The organism is Ruegeria meonggei (assembly GCF_042768335.1).
Classification (GTDB): Bacteria; Pseudomonadota; Alphaproteobacteria; order Rhodobacterales; family Rhodobacteraceae; genus Ruegeria; species Ruegeria meonggei.
This window is the reverse complement of record NZ_JAXHBT010000001.1, coordinates 815,177-830,932: the sequence shown is the minus strand read 5'-3', so window position 1 is coordinate 830,932 and position 15,756 is coordinate 815,177. Positions and strand designations below refer to the sequence as shown.

Annotated in this window: 17 protein-coding genes; 15 read left to right on the top strand and 2 right to left on the bottom strand. The window is 57.5% G+C overall.

Annotated features, from left to right (window positions below):
- Positions 1-42: 42 nt before the first annotated feature.
- From SJY13_RS04195 to SJY13_RS04155, 9 genes are all read left to right on the top strand, one after another.
- Positions 43-921, top strand: a complete 879-nt coding sequence (locus tag SJY13_RS04195; protein WP_377188030.1) for a lysophospholipid acyltransferase family protein — start codon at positions 43-45, stop codon at positions 919-921.
- An 8-nt stretch (positions 922-929) separates the two neighbouring features.
- Positions 930-1,739 (top strand): glutamate racemase, encoded by an 810-nt coding sequence (locus tag SJY13_RS04190; protein WP_377188027.1) that lies wholly within the window; start codon positions 930-932, stop codon positions 1,737-1,739.
- 93 nt (positions 1,740-1,832) lie between these two features.
- Positions 1,833-2,861: an N-acetyl-gamma-glutamyl-phosphate reductase gene (argC, locus tag SJY13_RS04185; RefSeq protein WP_377188024.1), complete on the top strand. Its 1,029-nt coding sequence runs from the start codon at positions 1,833-1,835 to the stop codon at positions 2,859-2,861.
- A gap of 7 nt (positions 2,862-2,868) precedes the next feature.
- Positions 2,869-3,315, top strand: a complete 447-nt coding sequence (ccmE, locus tag SJY13_RS04180; protein ID WP_085824066.1) for a cytochrome c maturation protein CcmE — start codon at positions 2,869-2,871, stop codon at positions 3,313-3,315.
- Between the two features lie 124 nt (positions 3,316-3,439).
- On the top strand, positions 3,440-4,051 hold the full coding sequence (locus SJY13_RS04175) for a holin-associated N-acetylmuramidase (protein ID WP_377188021.1): 612 nt from the start codon (positions 3,440-3,442) through the stop codon (positions 4,049-4,051).
- Positions 4,042-4,620: a holin family protein gene (locus SJY13_RS04170; protein ID WP_085824068.1), complete on the top strand. Its 579-nt coding sequence runs from the start codon at positions 4,042-4,044 to the stop codon at positions 4,618-4,620. Before SJY13_RS04175 ends, SJY13_RS04170 begins: the two co-directional genes overlap by 10 nt.
- 76 nt (positions 4,621-4,696) lie before the next feature.
- Positions 4,697-6,661, top strand: coding sequence for a heme lyase CcmF/NrfE family subunit (locus SJY13_RS04165; RefSeq protein ID WP_377188018.1), 1,965 nt, complete (start codon positions 4,697-4,699; stop codon positions 6,659-6,661).
- On the top strand, positions 6,658-7,113 hold the full coding sequence (locus tag SJY13_RS04160; RefSeq protein WP_377188015.1) for a cytochrome c-type biogenesis protein: 456 nt from the start codon (positions 6,658-6,660) through the stop codon (positions 7,111-7,113). The genes SJY13_RS04165 and SJY13_RS04160 overlap by 4 nt, the downstream gene beginning before the upstream one ends.
- Positions 7,114-7,185: 72 nt before the next feature.
- The gene (locus SJY13_RS04155; protein ID WP_085824071.1) at positions 7,186-7,962 is read left to right on the top strand and encodes an enoyl-CoA hydratase-related protein; all 777 of its coding nucleotides are present in this window, start codon (positions 7,186-7,188) and stop codon (positions 7,960-7,962) included.
- Positions 7,963-7,967: 5 nt separating this feature from the next.
- Here SJY13_RS04155 and bmt read toward each other — a convergent pair whose 3' ends face one another.
- Together bmt and SJY13_RS04145 are read right to left on the bottom strand one after the other, a co-directional pair.
- The gene (gene bmt / locus SJY13_RS04150; RefSeq protein ID WP_377188012.1) at positions 7,968-8,981 is read right to left on the bottom strand and encodes a betaine--homocysteine S-methyltransferase; all 1,014 of its coding nucleotides are present in this window, start codon (positions 8,979-8,981) and stop codon (positions 7,968-7,970) included.
- Between the two features lie 125 nt (positions 8,982-9,106).
- The gene (locus SJY13_RS04145; protein ID WP_085824073.1) at positions 9,107-9,427 is read right to left on the bottom strand and encodes a DUF1476 domain-containing protein; all 321 of its coding nucleotides are present in this window, start codon (positions 9,425-9,427) and stop codon (positions 9,107-9,109) included.
- Between the two features lie 187 nt (positions 9,428-9,614).
- On the opposite strand from SJY13_RS04145, the gene purC reads away from it, so the two are divergent.
- The 6 genes from purC (at position 9,615) to SJY13_RS04115 (ending at position 15,469) form a co-directional block, all read left to right on the top strand.
- The gene (gene purC, locus SJY13_RS04140; protein WP_085824074.1) at positions 9,615-10,370 is read left to right on the top strand and encodes a phosphoribosylaminoimidazolesuccinocarboxamide synthase; all 756 of its coding nucleotides are present in this window, start codon (positions 9,615-9,617) and stop codon (positions 10,368-10,370) included.
- A gap of 138 nt (positions 10,371-10,508) precedes the next feature.
- On the top strand, positions 10,509-11,177 hold the full coding sequence (locus SJY13_RS04135) for a MarC family protein (RefSeq protein ID WP_377188008.1): 669 nt from the start codon (positions 10,509-10,511) through the stop codon (positions 11,175-11,177).
- A gap of 107 nt (positions 11,178-11,284) precedes the next feature.
- On the top strand, positions 11,285-11,515 hold the full coding sequence (purS, locus tag SJY13_RS04130; RefSeq protein ID WP_377188005.1) for a phosphoribosylformylglycinamidine synthase subunit PurS: 231 nt from the start codon (positions 11,285-11,287) through the stop codon (positions 11,513-11,515).
- A gap of 123 nt (positions 11,516-11,638) precedes the next feature.
- Complete coding sequence (gene purQ, locus SJY13_RS04125) at positions 11,639-12,307, top strand: phosphoribosylformylglycinamidine synthase subunit PurQ (RefSeq protein ID WP_085824077.1); 669 nt, start codon at positions 11,639-11,641, stop codon at positions 12,305-12,307.
- A 36-nt stretch (positions 12,308-12,343) separates the two neighbouring features.
- On the top strand, positions 12,344-14,122 hold the full coding sequence (locus SJY13_RS04120) for a sensor histidine kinase (protein ID WP_085824078.1): 1,779 nt from the start codon (positions 12,344-12,346) through the stop codon (positions 14,120-14,122).
- A gap of 12 nt (positions 14,123-14,134) precedes the next feature.
- Positions 14,135-15,469: a sigma-54-dependent transcriptional regulator gene (locus SJY13_RS04115; RefSeq protein WP_085824079.1), complete on the top strand. Its 1,335-nt coding sequence runs from the start codon at positions 14,135-14,137 to the stop codon at positions 15,467-15,469.
- The last annotated feature ends 287 nt before the right edge of the window (positions 15,470-15,756 follow it).

Below are 15,756 nucleotides of genomic sequence, written 5' to 3'. Positions count from 1 at the left end.
TGCTTACGCCTATCCTGCAGGCAACAACCTACGGAGACCAGAATGCCCTCGCGCCGTCATGTCGTTCGTGACATTTCCTACGCCTATTCTGCCGAAACCAAAGGCGGACGTATGGTGATCAAACTGATGGAGAACACGACCGGGCGCATGCGCCTAATCAAACGTGCCGACGGGTATGAGCAAGAGGTTGCCCAGGGACGCGATTTCTGGGAAGTGATCGTCGAACGCTATGGTCTGACGCTGGACGTGGTCGGTGGGTCGTTGTCCAACATCCCAAAAGACGGCCCGCTGATCCTGATTGCCAACCATCCCTATGGTATTCTTGACGGTTTGATGATGGGCCATATGCTGGCGCAGGCACGCGGAGATTTTCGCATTCTAGCCAACCACGTCTTTCGCAAGGCCGAAGATCTGAACCGTATCGTTCTGCCAATCTCGTTCGATGCAACCAAAGAGGCAATGAAGCTGAACCTCGATACCCGGAAAACGGCGTTGAATTACCTGGGCGAGGGCGGTGCGATCGGGATATTCCCTGGCGGCACGGTCAGCACGGCGGTTAAACCGTTTTCCTACCCGATGGATCCAGGGTGGCGCGGGTTCACGGCACGGATGGTAGCCAAATCCTACGCCACGGTTGTTCCGGTGTTTTTTGACGGCCACACCTCGCGCCTGTTTCAGATTGCCAGCCATCTGCACAACACTCTGCGCATGGGTTTGCTGATCAAAGAGTTCAAAAAGCGCGTTGATACACCGGTCAAAGTCGTGATCGGTGAACCCATCGGTCGCGACGTTCTGGACCCGATGGGCAAGGACACGCGCAAGATGATGGATTTCTTGCGCAAAGCCACGTATGAGCTGTCCCCAACGCCGTTGGAGTCATATGACTACGGCTATGAATTTGAGGAACGGCATCGCGCCTAAAGGGGCAAATGGCAGTAGGCATCTTTGATTCTGGTTTGGGCGGTCTCACCGTTCTGGACGCCGCGCAGAAACGTCTGCCGGACGTGGATTTCCTGTATTTCGCGGACAATGTTCACGCGCCTTATGGTGTGCGCGACGCGGAAAACATCTATGACCTGACGCGCGGTGCTGTGACGGATCTGTGGAACAGGGGCTGTGATTTGGTGATTCTGGCCTGCAATACCGCCAGCGCCGCGGCGCTGCGCCGGATGCAGGAAGAAGGCGTTCCCGAAGGCAAGCGGGTCTTGGGGGTCTTTGTACCACTGATCGAGGCGCTGACCGAACGGCAATGGGGCGACAACAGCCCGCCGCGCGAAGTGGCGGTCAAACACGTGGCGCTGTTTGCAACGCCTGCGACCGTGTCCAGCCGGGCGTTTCAACGCGAACTGGCTTTTCGCGCCATTGGTGTGGATGTCGAGGCACAGGCCTGTGGCGGAGTGGTTGATGCCATAGAAGACGGTGACATGATCCTGGCCGAGGCCTTGGTGCGCAGCCATGTGGATGCGCTGAGACGCAAAATGCCAGAACCGCAGGCTGCAATTCTGGGGTGTACCCATTACCCGTTGATGGCCGAAGCTTTCCAGAAAGCGTTGGGTCCGGATGTGCAGGTGTTCAGCCAGGGTGATCTGGTAGCTGAAAGTCTGGCGGACTACTTGGAACGCCATCCAAAAATGATGGGGGCAGGTTCGGGTGGCTATCTGACGACCGGCAAGCCGGAATTTGTCAGCGACCGGGCGACACAATTCCTCCGACGACATATCTCGTTTCAGGCCGTCTGACTTCGGTCAAGGACTGCGCCTTTCTCATTCCTTAACTCAAAGACCGTCACATCGGCGGTCGTGACATGTGACACACTGAACGAGAGGTCTAACATGACCCACAAAATCGCAATTCTGGGTGCATCCGGTTATACCGGCGCCGAACTGGTGCGGCTGATCGCCGAGCACCCGAATTTGACCATCGCCGCCCTGGCCGCCGAGCGAAAGGCGGGTCAGTCGATGGCGCAGGTCTTTCCGCATCTGCGCCACATGAACCTGCCGGATCTCTGCAAAATCGCGGAAATTGATTTCTCGCAGATAGATCTGTGCTTTTGCGCCTTGCCGCACAAAACAAGCCAGGAGGTTATCCGCGACCTGCCGAAGACACTAAAGGTTGTCGATTTGTCAGCGGATTTCCGGCTACGTGACGCGGATGAGTACGAAAAATGGTACGGCAACCCGCATGCCGCGCTAGAGCAGCAGCAAGAGGCCGTCTACGGTCTGACAGAGTTCTATCGTGACGATGTCCGCTCTGCGCGTCTGGTGGCGGGTACCGGCTGTAATGCGGCTACAGGGCAGTATGTACTGCGGCCGTTGATTTCGGCCGGGGTGATTGATCTTGACGATATCGTTCTGGACCTGAAATGCGCTGCGTCCGGCGCTGGCCGTTCGCTAAAGGAAAACCTGCTGTATGCAGAACTGAGTGAAGGCTACAGTGCCTATGCTGTCGGTGGAACGCACCGTCACTTGGGTGAGTTCGATCAGGAGTTCTCGACCTTGGCCGGACGCACCGTGCACGTACAGTTCACGCCGCATCTGATCCCGGCCAATCGGGGCATTCTGGCCACGGCTTATGTCAAAGGCGATCCGACAAGTGTGTATGAAACGCTGTTAAATGCTTATGAAAATGAACCGTTTATCCAAATGCTCCCGTTTGGCGAAACCCCGTCGACGCACCATGTGCGGGGCTCGAACTTTTGCCATATCGGTGTGGTTGCCGACAGGATCGAGCGTCGCGCCATTGTCGTCGGTGCGTTGGATAACCTGACAAAAGGTAGCAGCGGCCAAGCCTTGCAGAATGCCAACCTGATGTTAGGTGAGACTGAAACCCAGGGGCTGATGATGGCCCCTTTGTTCCCGTGAGGACGGTATGAAAACGCTCAAGAAACGTCGTCGTGTCCAAGTTATCGTGTTGGCAGTCGTGGCTCTGGCCTTGTCTACAGCGTTGATCGGCTATGCGATGCGGGACGGGATCAACTTTTTCCGCTCGCCCAGTCAGGTGATCGCCGAACCACCCAAACCGACCGAGGTATTTCGCATCGGCGGTCTGGTCGAGGAAGGCTCGATCATTCGCGGACAAGGTGAGACGGTGCAGTTTGTGGTGACCGATGGCGGCGAAAGCGTGCCCGTGGCGTTTACTGGCGTGTTGCCGGACCTGTTTACCGAAAATCAGGGGATGGTGGGCACCGGATCTTATGTGGACGGTGTGTTTGTTGCCACTGAAATCCTCGCGAAACATGATGAGACCTATATGCCAAAAGAGGTCGTGGATGCCCTGAAAGAGCAAGGCGTCTACAAAGAGGCCGGCGAGGGTTGAAACACAACTCAAAGCGATAGTCTGAAAAGGGCGTTGCGTGTTCAGGACATGCACCGCCCTTTCTAATTGCCCCTTCTTAACCAGCTTGCCCCAGCGTTTGATCATATCAACGGCGGAGGGTGAGATGCAGACGGTTCGACGGATTGCGACGGAAATCGTGGCGCGCGAAGGTGGATTTGTCGACGATCCCGATGATCCCGGCGGGGCGACCAAATTCGGTGTGACCATTCATACCATGCGGCGCCTGGGGCTGGACCTGTCAGGGGATGGGCACATTGACCGGTCTGATGTGCGCTTGCTTAGTAAATCTAAGGCTGTTGATGTGTTTGTGCGTCACTACTTTGAGCAGCCGCGACTGGGATTGCTGCCCGAGGTCCTGCAAGACTCAGTGTTCGACATGTACGTCAATGCAGGCGCACAGGCAGTGAAAATTCTGCAAAAGCTGCTGCAAGACATGGGATTCGGCGTCACTGTGGACGGGCTTGTAGGCCCGGAAACAGCACAAGCCTGTCAAAGCGCCGCTGTGCCGGAACCAATGGCCCTGCGCGATGCTTATGGGGTGGCGCGACGGAACTATTACTTCCGTCTGGCCGACCGCCGGCGGTCCTCGCGCAAGTATGCTCGGAGCCGGGCGGGTGGAAAAGGCGGTTGGATTCGGCGGGCCGAGGAATTCATCTCACCTGCTTATCACTTTAGCGACGCGGAATTTCGAAAGAGGGTAGCAGGATGGGATTGATCTCGAACGTATTGGCGTTTCTGTTTGGCGGCGGACGCAATGTCGTTCGCGAAACCGCCGAAGTTTTTCGGGAAAACGCTGAAAAAGGTGCCGAACGCAACCTTACCCGTCAACATCAGGCGATGGCGCAGTTTGCGTCAGAGTTTCAAGCACCGACTAAGGGCGCGTTTGATCGGTTTATGGATGGCCTCAACCGGCTGCCACGGCCAGCGATGGCGTTGGGGACTCTAGGTCTGTTTGGTGCGGCGATGGTCGACCCGCTGTGGTTTACTGCAAGGATGCAGGGAATTGCGTTGGTGCCGGAACCACTATGGTGGCTGCTGGGGGTCGTTGTGTCATTTTACTTCGGCGCGCGGCATCAGACCAAGGTTCAGGACTTGCAGCGCGAGATATCGGTTACGATGCAACGCACGCCTCAGGTGATGCGAAATCTTGAAGCGCTGAGTAAATTGCGCGCCGACAGCGTGGGCGCAGCGGATCCGGGCACAGACGCGGTTTTGGCAGAAGAAGCGGCCCACCCAGAGGAAAATCGCGCGCTGGAGGATTGGCGAAGCAGCCGTGCAGCTTAACCCGCGACACTATGCTCGCCCCGAAGGGGGCGAAAGTGATTGGTGCTTGCCGGGCAACAGGATTATATCCAAGGCCATGATTACAGAACTTGGCCACTTCGCCCTGATACTCGCCTTTCTGGTTGCGATCGTGCAATCGGTTGTTCCCCTTATCGGTGCTGCCAAGCGGTGGCCGGGGTGGATGTCATTCGCCGAACCTGCGGCGATCATTCAGTTCCTGCTGGTGGGGTTTTCCTTTTGGGTGCTGGTTTGGGCGTTTGTTACGTCCGATTTTTCGCTTCGGATCGTGGTCGAAAACAGCCATTCCGCCAAACCGATGCTTTACAAGATCAGTGGGACATGGGGCAACCACGAGGGCTCGATGCTGTTATGGGTCCTCATCGTTTCGCTGTTTGGGGCCATGGCTGCGGTGTTTGGTGGTGGTCTGCCGCCAACGCTGAAAGCCAGGGTTTTAGCAGTTCAGTCAGCGATTGCTGTGGCATTCTTTGCCTTTATTCTGTTCACCTCAAACCCGTTCGACCGGCTGATCGTTGCCCCGTTTGATGGGCGGGACCTGAACCCGCTGCTGCAGGATCCCGGTTTGGCTTTCCATCCACCGTTTCTGTATCTGGGTTACGTTGGCCTCAGCATGGCGTTCAGCTTTGCGGTTGCCGCCCTGATCGAGGGGCGCGTTGACGCAGCTTGGGGTCGGTGGGTAAGGCCCTGGACACTTGCCGCCTGGATTTTCCTGACCATTGGTATCGCGCTGGGGTCCTGGTGGGCCTATTACGAGCTTGGCTGGGGCGGTTTCTGGTTCTGGGATCCGGTGGAAAATGCGTCATTCATGCCATGGTTGTTGGCTGCTGCGTTGCTGCATTCGGCCATTGTGGTTGAAAAACGCGAGGCGCTGAAAAGCTGGACTATCCTGCTGGCGATCATCGCGTTCGGGTTTTCTCTGATCGGGACGTTCATTGTGCGGTCCGGGCTGCTGACATCGGTCCATGCCTTTGCCAATGACCCGGAGCGCGGTGTGTTCATCCTGTTTATTCTGGTTATCTTCATCGGAGGTGCACTGACACTGTTTGCCGCTCGTGCGCAGGCGATGGAGGCCAAAGGCGTTTTTGGTATGGTCAGCCGCGAAAGCGCGCTGGTTCTGAACAACGTCCTGCTGGCCGTCAGCTGTTTCGTGGTGTTTTTCGGGACGATGTGGCCGATGGTGGCTGAGATGGCCTTTGACCGCAAACTCTCGGTCGGGGCACCGTTTTTCAACGCCGCCTTTACACCGTTCATGATTGCATTGGGCATCGCAATGCCGGTGGGGGCGATGCTGCCGTGGAAACGGGGCAAAATCGGCAAAGCAGCCTTTTCATTGCGCTACGCCTTTGTGTTGGCGGTTGCCTTGGCATTGCTGGTCTGGGTGATGCAGACTGAACGCAGCGCTCTGGGCCCGATTGGGCTGTTTTTGGGCGCATGGATCACCTTTGGCGCTATCGTTGATCTCTGGAGTCGTACGGGCCGCAAGGGCAGTTTCCATCGCCTGTTCCGTCTGCCCGGGGCGGATTGGGGCAAGGCCGTGGCCCATACCGGCATGGGCGTGACCATGTTCGCTATCGCTGGTCTGACCGCGTGGGAGGTTGAAGACATCCGCGTCGCGCAGCCGGGTCAACCTTTTGAGGTTGGTCAATTCACTCTGACACTGGAGGATGTCCGCAACGTCGAGGGACCTAACTACTTCTCGACCACCGCCGATGTTCTGGTGCAGCAGGACGGGCGGACCATTGGTACGCTCCATCCGGAAAAGCGCGACTATCCGGTAGCGCGCATGCCAACCACCGAAGCGGCCATCGACTACCGCTTTTTGCGGGACCTCTATGTGGTTATCGGCGATCAGCAAGCTGATGGCGGCTGGGTTATGCGGACGTATATCAAACCCCTGGCAAATTGGATCTGGGGCGGGTGTATCCTGATGGCTCTGGGTGGGCTGCTCAGCTTGTCTGACAGACGGTTCCGTGTCGCTGCCGGTGCGCGCAAGGCTCCTGCTGGAGGGGTACCTGCGGAATGAAACGTCTGGTCCTTATCTTTGCGCTGATTGCATCGCCTTTGTTCGCCGTCCAACCTGACGAAGTACTGAATGATCCGGTTCTGGAACAGCGCGCCCGTGATCTGAGCACCGGCTTGCGCTGCCTCGTCTGCCGCAACGAGAGCATCGATGAAAGCAACGCCGAATTGGCCCGTGACCTGCGATTGCTGCTGCGCGAGCGGCTTGTGGCCGGTGACACCGACAAGCAGGCTATTGCCTTTATCGTGGATCGGTATGGCGAATACGTGTTGCTGAAGCCCACGGTGACAGGGTCAAACCTGATGCTGTGGCTTGCAGGACCGATCATGTTGCTGATCGCAGCCGCCGTGGGGTGGAGCTTTCTGCGCAAGAGATCTCAGGCCCAACCCGCTGGCGGCAACGACGCCCTCAGCGAGGCCGAGAAGGAGCGCCTGCGCCAGATTCTCGAGGAATGACCCAGGGTTCATCTTTTCCTTTGCCGCTATATAGTTCAGGGTTCTGGCAAATTCAGATCCCCGGAGGCGTTGATGGAATACGAAGAGGTCCTGTTGGACGTTACGGACGATTTAGCGGTTGTCACCCTGAACCGGCCGGACAAAATGAATGCCATGACAGCACAGATGCGGGCCGAGATTACGCATGCCATGAAACACGCCGCGCGCCATGCTCGTGCCGTTGTTCTGACAGGCGCAGGACCCGCTTTTTGTTCCGGACAGGATCTGGGCGATGCCTCGAGCACCGGTAAAATCGACCTCGAACGGACGCTGCGCGACGAATACGAGCCGATGCTGGAGACAATTTACAATTGCCCCGTTCCAACGATTGCTGCGGTCAACGGACCCGCGGCGGGGGCAGGGGCCAACGTTGCGCTTTGCGCGGACGTCGTGATCGCAACCGAAAGCGCCTATTTCCTGCAGGCTTTCGCCCGCATTGGCCTGTTGCCTGACGCGGGCGGCACATGGTTCATGCCTCGTCAGATGGGGTTTGCCAAAGCCATGGGTGCAGCGTTGTTTGCCGATAAGATCAGTGCGCGGCAAGCGGATGAATGGGGTTTGATCTGGGAAGCTGTGGCCGACGATGCGTTCCAATCCCATTGGCGCAAACGGGCAGAGTATTTGGTCAAGGGCCCGACAGCCGGATTTGGCGCGATCAAACAGGCAATCCGTGGCACCTATGACAACAATTTGCCTCAGCAACTGGCCAAAGAGGCGCATTTGCAGGGCGAATGCGGACGGTCGCGGGACTTTTCCGAAGGCGTTGTAGCTTTCATGCAAAAACGCCCTCCGAAATTCGAAGGGCGTTAAAAGCGTTATGCGCGGCGGCGCCTGCGAGTGCGCCGCTCGGGCGCGGCATCTTCACCGGTGCCGTCTGACGCCGACGAAAATGGCCCCAGCGCATCCGTAATCTGGTCCAGCGTTGGCCGCGTGCCTCGGGGGCGGGTATCCAACGCCTCGCGCATCTTGCGCAGATGCGCCGGCATCGTGCCGCAGCACCCGCCGATGATGGTGGCGCCTGTATCCCGGGCCATGGCAGCGTATTCGCCCATTAATTCGGGCGTGCCGTCGTAGTGGATGTGGCCATCTACATACTTCGGAATCCCGGCATTGCCTTTTGACACCACAGGCCGTTCGGTTCCCTGTGCCGCAAACCCCAACACGGTGCGCAAGATGTCCGACGCTCCGGTGCCGCAATTCGCACCAAAGGCGACCGGCGGGTTGGGCAGGGTTTCGACCAGCAGCGCAAGATCGGACGATGTCACGCCCATCATAGTGCGCCCGGCGGTATCAAAGCTCATGGTGCCGCACCAGGGGATGTCGGCCAGGGCAAAAGCTTCGGCTGCGGCGCGGAATTCTTCGGGTGCGCTGATGGTTTCCAGCCACAGAACATCCACACCACCGGCTTTCAGCGCATCGGCCTGTTCGTGAAACATTTCAACGGCCTCTGCGTGGGACAAGCTGCCAACAGGTTGCATGATCTCACCGGTCGGACCGACCGATCCGGCAACGATCACAGGACGCCCGGCCTGATCCGCCACTTCGCGGCCAAGTTCGGCCCCGATGCGGTTCAACTCGGCCACCCGGTTCTGCGCCTCGTGCAGCTTGAGCCGTGCGGACGTACCGCCAAAGGTATTGGTCAGGAACAGATCGCTGCCCGCATCAACCGATCCCTGGTACAGGGCACGGATCTTGTCGGGCGCGTCTACGTTCCACAGTTCGGGCGCATCCCCCGATTGCAGGCCCATATTGAACAGATTGGTCCCTGTGGCCCCATCGGCAAGGATGGTTTCGTTGGTTTCCAAAAAGGTGTTCAGTGCGTTTGTCATTGGGATATTCCGGGAAGAGGCCCAGGAGCGGCCAGTACAAATAACAGACGCCCCGTGTCTCATGACAGGGGCGTCAAATCAAATTCATAAATCTCATGATGATCATGAGGCTTGTAGCTAGGGTCTCAGGATTCGGCTTCCGCCATCACTTGTTCCTTGGCTTCAACCAGCAGTTCGACCATCTTTTCACGGATTTTAGTTTCATCCGCCAGATTGCCCAAGTAGCCTTTTACAGCCTCAACAACATCGTCTTCGCTGACATTTTGAAGGTCGGTGTGAACAAGTTCCTGCCCGTAGGCGCGCGCCTGTTCCACAGTTTCGCCCTTCAGCGCCGAAGCCCAAACCGCCATAAACCGGTTGCGGCGCATCCGTGCGATGAACTGCATCTTTTCGTCATGGGCGAATTTGTTTTCAAACGCGGCTTCACGTTCGTCGAATGTGGTCATTGGTTGGGGACCCCTTGGATTGCATGTTCTTTCCTGATGATATGACTATACGACGCCTTGGGTGCAAGGGATTTGCGCTGTGTCAAAGCCTCTCGGGTCGGTGAACTTGCGGGAAAGGGGGGCTTAGATTAAGAGGGCGCTAACGTGAGGGGACTCATTCCCGCTCGACAGACTGGAAAGGTCGCTTATGGCGCGTCGCAAGAAAATCTATGAAGGTAAGGCCAAGATTCTTTATGAAGGCCCTGAACCGGGTACGATCGTTCAGTATTTCAAGGATGATGCCACCGCCTTTAACGCCGAGAAAAAAGACGTGATCGACGGCAAGGGTGTCCTGAACAACCGCCTGAGCGAGTTTTTCATGAACGGCCTCACTCAGATCGGTGTGCCCACCCATTTTATCCGCCGTCTGAACATGCGTGAACAGCTGGTGCGCAGCTGCGAAATCGTTCCGTTGGAAGTGATCGTACGCAATTACGCCGCAGGAACCATGTCGAAACGTCTGGGCATCGCCGAGGGTACGCAACTGCCGCGTCCGATTGTCGAATACTGTTATAAGGACGATGCGCTGGGGGATCCTCTGGTCAGCGAAGAACATATCGCCGCCTTTGGCTGGGCCAGCCAGCAGGACATGGAAGACATCCTGAGCCTGGCGCTGCGCGTGAACGATTTCATGAGCGGTGTGATGTTCGGTGTCGGCATTCGCCTCGTTGATTTCAAGATCGAGATCGGCCGTGTTTACGAAGGGGATTTCCAGCGTCTGATCATTGCCGATGAGATCAGCCCCGACAGCTGCCGCCTGTGGGACATCGAAACCGGCGAGAAGCTGGACAAAGATGTGTTCCGTCGCGATCTGGGCAATCTTACCGATGCTTATTCCGAAGTGGCCCGTCGTCTGGGCGTCTTGCCCAAAACAAACGTCGCTAAGCCAACGCTGATAAACTAAGCGATTGACAGAGTTATCACGTCCAAACGCGCAGCTTCACTTGAGGCTGCGCTTTTTTCTTTGTACTTCGCGTCATGAAAGACTTGCCGCCGGGCTCGGGTTCACACGGCAAGTGGATAGAACAGGGTGACGTTCAATATGGCTGAATTGTTCGACCAAGCGGTGTTTCTGAAGTTCCTCGCCGCCTTGCTGGCGATTTTCAATCCGCTTTACGGTATCCCGATCTTTTTGGGAATGACCGAGGGCTACAGCGCGCCGGAACGCAAACAGGTGGCGTTGGTGGTTACCGGAACAATTGTTGTCGTGGCGCTTTTGTCTGTGGTGGTTGGTGAAAAGATACTGGCGATATTTGGCATCGACATCCCCTCGTTCCGAATTGCTGGTGGGTTGATCATATTCGGCGTGGGCATGTCGATGATGAACGCCTCAGACCGTGCGCCGGGCGATCAACAGGCTGCAGAACACGGGCACCTGAAAAAGAGCAGCATCGCCGTGGTTCCATTGGCGATCCCATTGACCATCGGGCCGGGCACCATCGCTACGACAATCGTGTTTGCTCACACGCTTACCGATGGTGAGGCTATCGTAACCCTTGGGTTGGCTGTTTTGATCGCCTGTGCAGTGGTTGGAATAGGGCTGTTGTTTGCTGATCCGATCTCGCGGTTTTTGGGACCGACGATGATCAATGTCATCACTCGGGTCATGGCCATCATTCTAGTGGCGGTCGCGGTAGAGATGCTGGTGACCGGTGTGTTCAACGCCATTGATACGCATTATCCCGGGCTCACATCTGGTAGCGGCAGTTAAAGGCCCAGCCCTGCGGCGCAAACAGGGTTGTCGAACGCCCCTTGGCACGCTATCCCCCGCGCAACGGAACGGGCCTGGAACTATGGCCCTCAGCTGGAGTTGCAGGAATGAAAGCACGGGTGCATGTGATGCTGAAGACCGGGGTTCTTGACCCGCAAGGCGAGGCCGTGCGTCACGCATTGGGCGCCATGGGCTTTGATCAGGTCGAAGGTGTACGTCAGGGCAAGGTGATTGACCTTGAACTGGCCGATGGCGCGACCGAGGCCGATGTGACCGACATGTGCGAAAAGCTGTTGGCCAACACTGTCATCGAACGCTACGAGATCGAACTGGTCTGACCGGATGCCGGCAGCGCCAAATACAACTTTGAAACAGGTAAGTGAAAATCTTGCCGCCGTTGACCTGCTGACGCCGTCCGGTGTTGCTGTGGTCACCGATTTAGTCTCGTAGGAGGGCCCGCAATGCGTGCAGCCGTCATCGTTTTCCCCGGTTCTAACTGTGATCGGGACCTTGCAGTCGCTTTTGAACAGGCGGGGTTTCAGGTCGATATGGTCTGGCATAAAGACGCCGCACTGCCAGAGGGGATCGATATCGTTGGCGTTCCGGGTGGGTTTTCCTATGGTGACTACCTGCGCTGCGGGGCCATTGCGGCGCAGTCGCCGATCTGCCAGGCCGTTGTCGACCACACCAAACGTGGCGGCTATGCGGTAGGGGTCTGCAATGGGTTCCAGATTCTGACGGAAACCGGCATTCTACCTGGTGCGTTGCTGCGTAATGCTGGTCTGAAATACATCTGCAAGACCGTTGGGTTGAAGGTCGAAACCAGCGACAGCGCGTTCACCCAAGGCTACAATGCAGGTGATGTGATCGGCATTCCGATCGCCCATCACGACGGAAACTACTTCGCCGATGATGCTATTTTGTCCACGCTTCGGGATCAGGACCGGATCGCATTCACCTATACCGAGAATCCAAACGGCTCGGCCGGTGATATCGCTGGTATCCTGTCCGAGAACCGCAGGGTCCTTGGTATGATGCCTCATCCCGAACGTGCCGCCGACGAAGGCCATGGCGGCACAGATGGAACGGCATTGTTTCGCGCATTGTCAGGGGCTCTCGCACCCGCGTGACTTGAGCTTGCCACAAAGCACGCGTAATTTTCCGGGATGAGTTCCGCCGATCAATCTGTCTGGTCTGTTTTGACAAAACCGTTCCGGGGTGCGCCGCTGGGCTGGCGGCTTCGTGTTGCCGTCCTGATTTTGCTGGTGGCAACCGTTTCGACGGTCTGGATCACCAACCGTCTGTTGACAGACAGGTTCACAGAATCCACTCGAAATCGGGCTGAACTGCGGCTTGCGCTATACTCTGGAAACCTGCTGAGCGAGCTGCGCAGGAACGCCATTGTTCCACAGCTGCTGTCGCGGGATCCCACGTTGATTTCTGCGCTGCAGTCCAGTGACTATTCGCTGTCTACACAGCGGCTGATCTCGTTTGTTGAAGAAATCGGCGCGGCCTCGTTGATGTTGCTGGATGGCGATGGTCGCACGGTCGCTGCAACCGACAGGAACCGGCTGGGCGAAGCGCATCGGAGTTCGCCCTATTTCATTGACGCTGTCCGCTCGAACGCAACGATTTTCACAGTCAGTGAAAAGGAGGCCGGAGGCTACAGTTTTGTCTATTCGCGCAGGATTGACGCCAATGCCGAGAACCTTGGGGTCATCGTAGTCGAGGTTGATCTGCAGAAGTTCGAAAGCGCCTGGGCCGGGATTTCGGATGCGGTGATGGTGGCGGACAGCACCGGCCGGATCATCTTGTCGACCGAACCACAATGGCGCGGCCTGGAAGAGGGCGAGGCGATGCTACGGCAGCCCCCGCAAGGCGCAATCGAGCGTGCCATCCGGGCCACCACCGATTGGACCGCACTGCCGCCTGACGCCTACCTGCAAGGTGAGGCGGTGATGCGGATGCAGACACGGATTCCATTCCGCGGCTGGCAGATGACATCATTCACCACTTATGCGTCGATCCGTGAAAAGGTGAACAGCGTTCTGGCGCTGGAAATCATGGGGTTTGCGATTCTTCTGGCGCTGGCCTTTTACGCGCTCAGCCGCAGGGCCACGTTGCGAATGGCATTGTTCCAGCGCGAGTCGGCAGAGCTTCGCGCATTGAACGCAAGGCTACAGCGGGAAATCGCTGAGCGGGAAAGGGTTGAAAAGACACTGGAAGTTGCCGAGCAAACGTTGGCGCAAAGCTCGAAACTTGCCGCCTTGGGCGAGATGTCTGCTGCCGTCAGTCACGAGTTGAATCAACCACTGGCTGCAATGAAGACCTACCTGGCCGGGGCCCGTCTGTTGTTGCGCAGAAATCGCCCCGAAGAGGCGCTGGCCAGCTTTGGCCGCATCGACGGTTTGATCGAACGGATGGGGGCGATCACGCGGCAGCTCAAGTCTTATGCACGCAAGGGCGCCGATGCGTTTTCCCCTGTAAACCTTAGCGAAGCGCTCGCTGCCAGTCTCTCAATGATGGAGCCGCAGCTGCGTCAACGACATGTCAAGATCACGCAGATCCTGCCCGAAGAAGCCGTCATCGTTATGGGGGACCGGATGCGGATCGAACAGGTTATGGTGAACCTCTTGCGCAATGCGCTGGACGCCACCAAATCAGTATCAGAACCGGATGTGGAAATCATCCTGGCTGCCGGCGATACGGCGGTACTGACTGTGCGCGACAATGGTCACGGGATCGAAAATATCGAGAACCTGTTTGAACCGTTCTATACGACCAAGCAGCCCGGCGACGGGGTTGGGTTGGGTCTTGCTATCTCGTCCGGTATCGTGAACGACCATGGCGGGCGGCTGACCGCCCGCAACAGCCAGCACGGCGGTGCAGTGTTTGAGATGCAGCTGCCGATACTGGGAAGCGACGGCCTTGAGGCCGCTGAATAACGAGGAAGACCTATGGCACAGGCCATGAAAATCGCCATTGTGGATGATGAACAGGACATGCGCCAATCGATCAGCCAGTGGCTGGCGCTGTCAGGCTATGACACTGAAACCTTTTCCAGCGCAGAAGACGCGTTGAAGGTTCTGGGGCCGGAGTATCCGGGTATCGTCATCTCGGATATCAAAATGCCGGGGATGGACGGTATTCAACTGCTGAAAAAGCTGATGGGAGCCGACAGCACTTTGCCGGTCATCATGATCACCGGCCACGGAGACGTTCCGATGGCGGTTGAGGCGATGCGCGTCGGAGCGTTTGATTTCCTTGAAAAGCCGTTCAATCCGGATCGGATGTCGGAGCTGGCCAAACGCGCTAGTAACGCACGGCGTCTGACGTTGGACAACCGGGCCTTGCGGCGAGAGCTATCCGGTGGCACGCAGATCATGAACAAGCTGATTGGTGCCAGCCCTGTGATGGAGCGTCTGCGCGAGGATATTCTGGATCTGGGACAGGCCGATGGTCACGTGTTGATCGACGGCGAAACCGGCACTGGTAAGACGTTGGTGGCCCATGCGCTGCACGCGGTTGGCAGCCGAGCAGGTAAGAAATTCGTTCTCGTCTCGTGCGCAGCGCTTGAGGAAGAAGCACTATCGAAACGACTGTTTGGCCCGATGATGCCGGAAGACGCTCAGCTGCCAGCTATTGAAGAGGCGCGTGGCGGAACTTTGGTTCTGGAAGACGTCGAAGCACTGAGCGATACGCTACAGGCCCGTCTGCTAAGCGTCATGAACGATCAGGGCACGCCTGCCGAGACACGGATCGTGGCAATTTCGAACCTGCAAGAGGCCGGCAAGACCAGTGAAGATGTTTTGCGTCCTGACTTGTTCTATCGCTTGGCCGCCCTGCGCATCACCATGCCGCCGCTGCGCCAGCGCGGAGAGGACATTCTGACCCTGTTCACCCGCCTAAGCGAGCAGTTTGCCGAAGAATACGGCTGTGACGCGCCTCAGGTCAGTGCGCAGGAAGCGGCGCAGTTGTTGCAAGCCCCTTGGCCGGGCAATGTCCGCCAACTGATCAACATCGCGGAACGCGCGGTACTGCAATCGCGGCGCGGGTCGGGAACAATTGCGTCCCTGCTGATGTCCGATCACGAGGAAATGCAGCCGGTCATGACAACCGAGGGCAAACCGCTGAAAGAATACGTCGAAGCGTTTGAGCGGATGTTGATCGACAACACGATGCGGCGGCACAAGGGCTCGATCGCGTCAGTGATGGACGAGCTGTGTCTGCCACGTAGGACGTTGAATGAAAAAATGGCGAAATACGGCTTGCAGCGGTCAGACTATTTGTAGGTGAGGGGGGCCAGCCCCCCTCTTGGCCTATTCGGCCAATTCACCCCCCGGGGTATTTTGGGCCAGATGAAGCGATCCCGAACAGTGTTCGGGGTCTCTGTGCAGTTTGCCCATTGTCTTTTCCACAGGACTGCTTTTATTGTGTCGGAACGGGCAGGGCCGTTTTGGTGCCTTTTTGCCCCGAATCTTTGAGTTTCGCTGCGACGCCGCAGGTGGTGAATGATCCCACGAGGCGACGCAGACCGATTGTGCCCCCGACTGGGGCAGTTGAACGCCTGAGCCTGCAA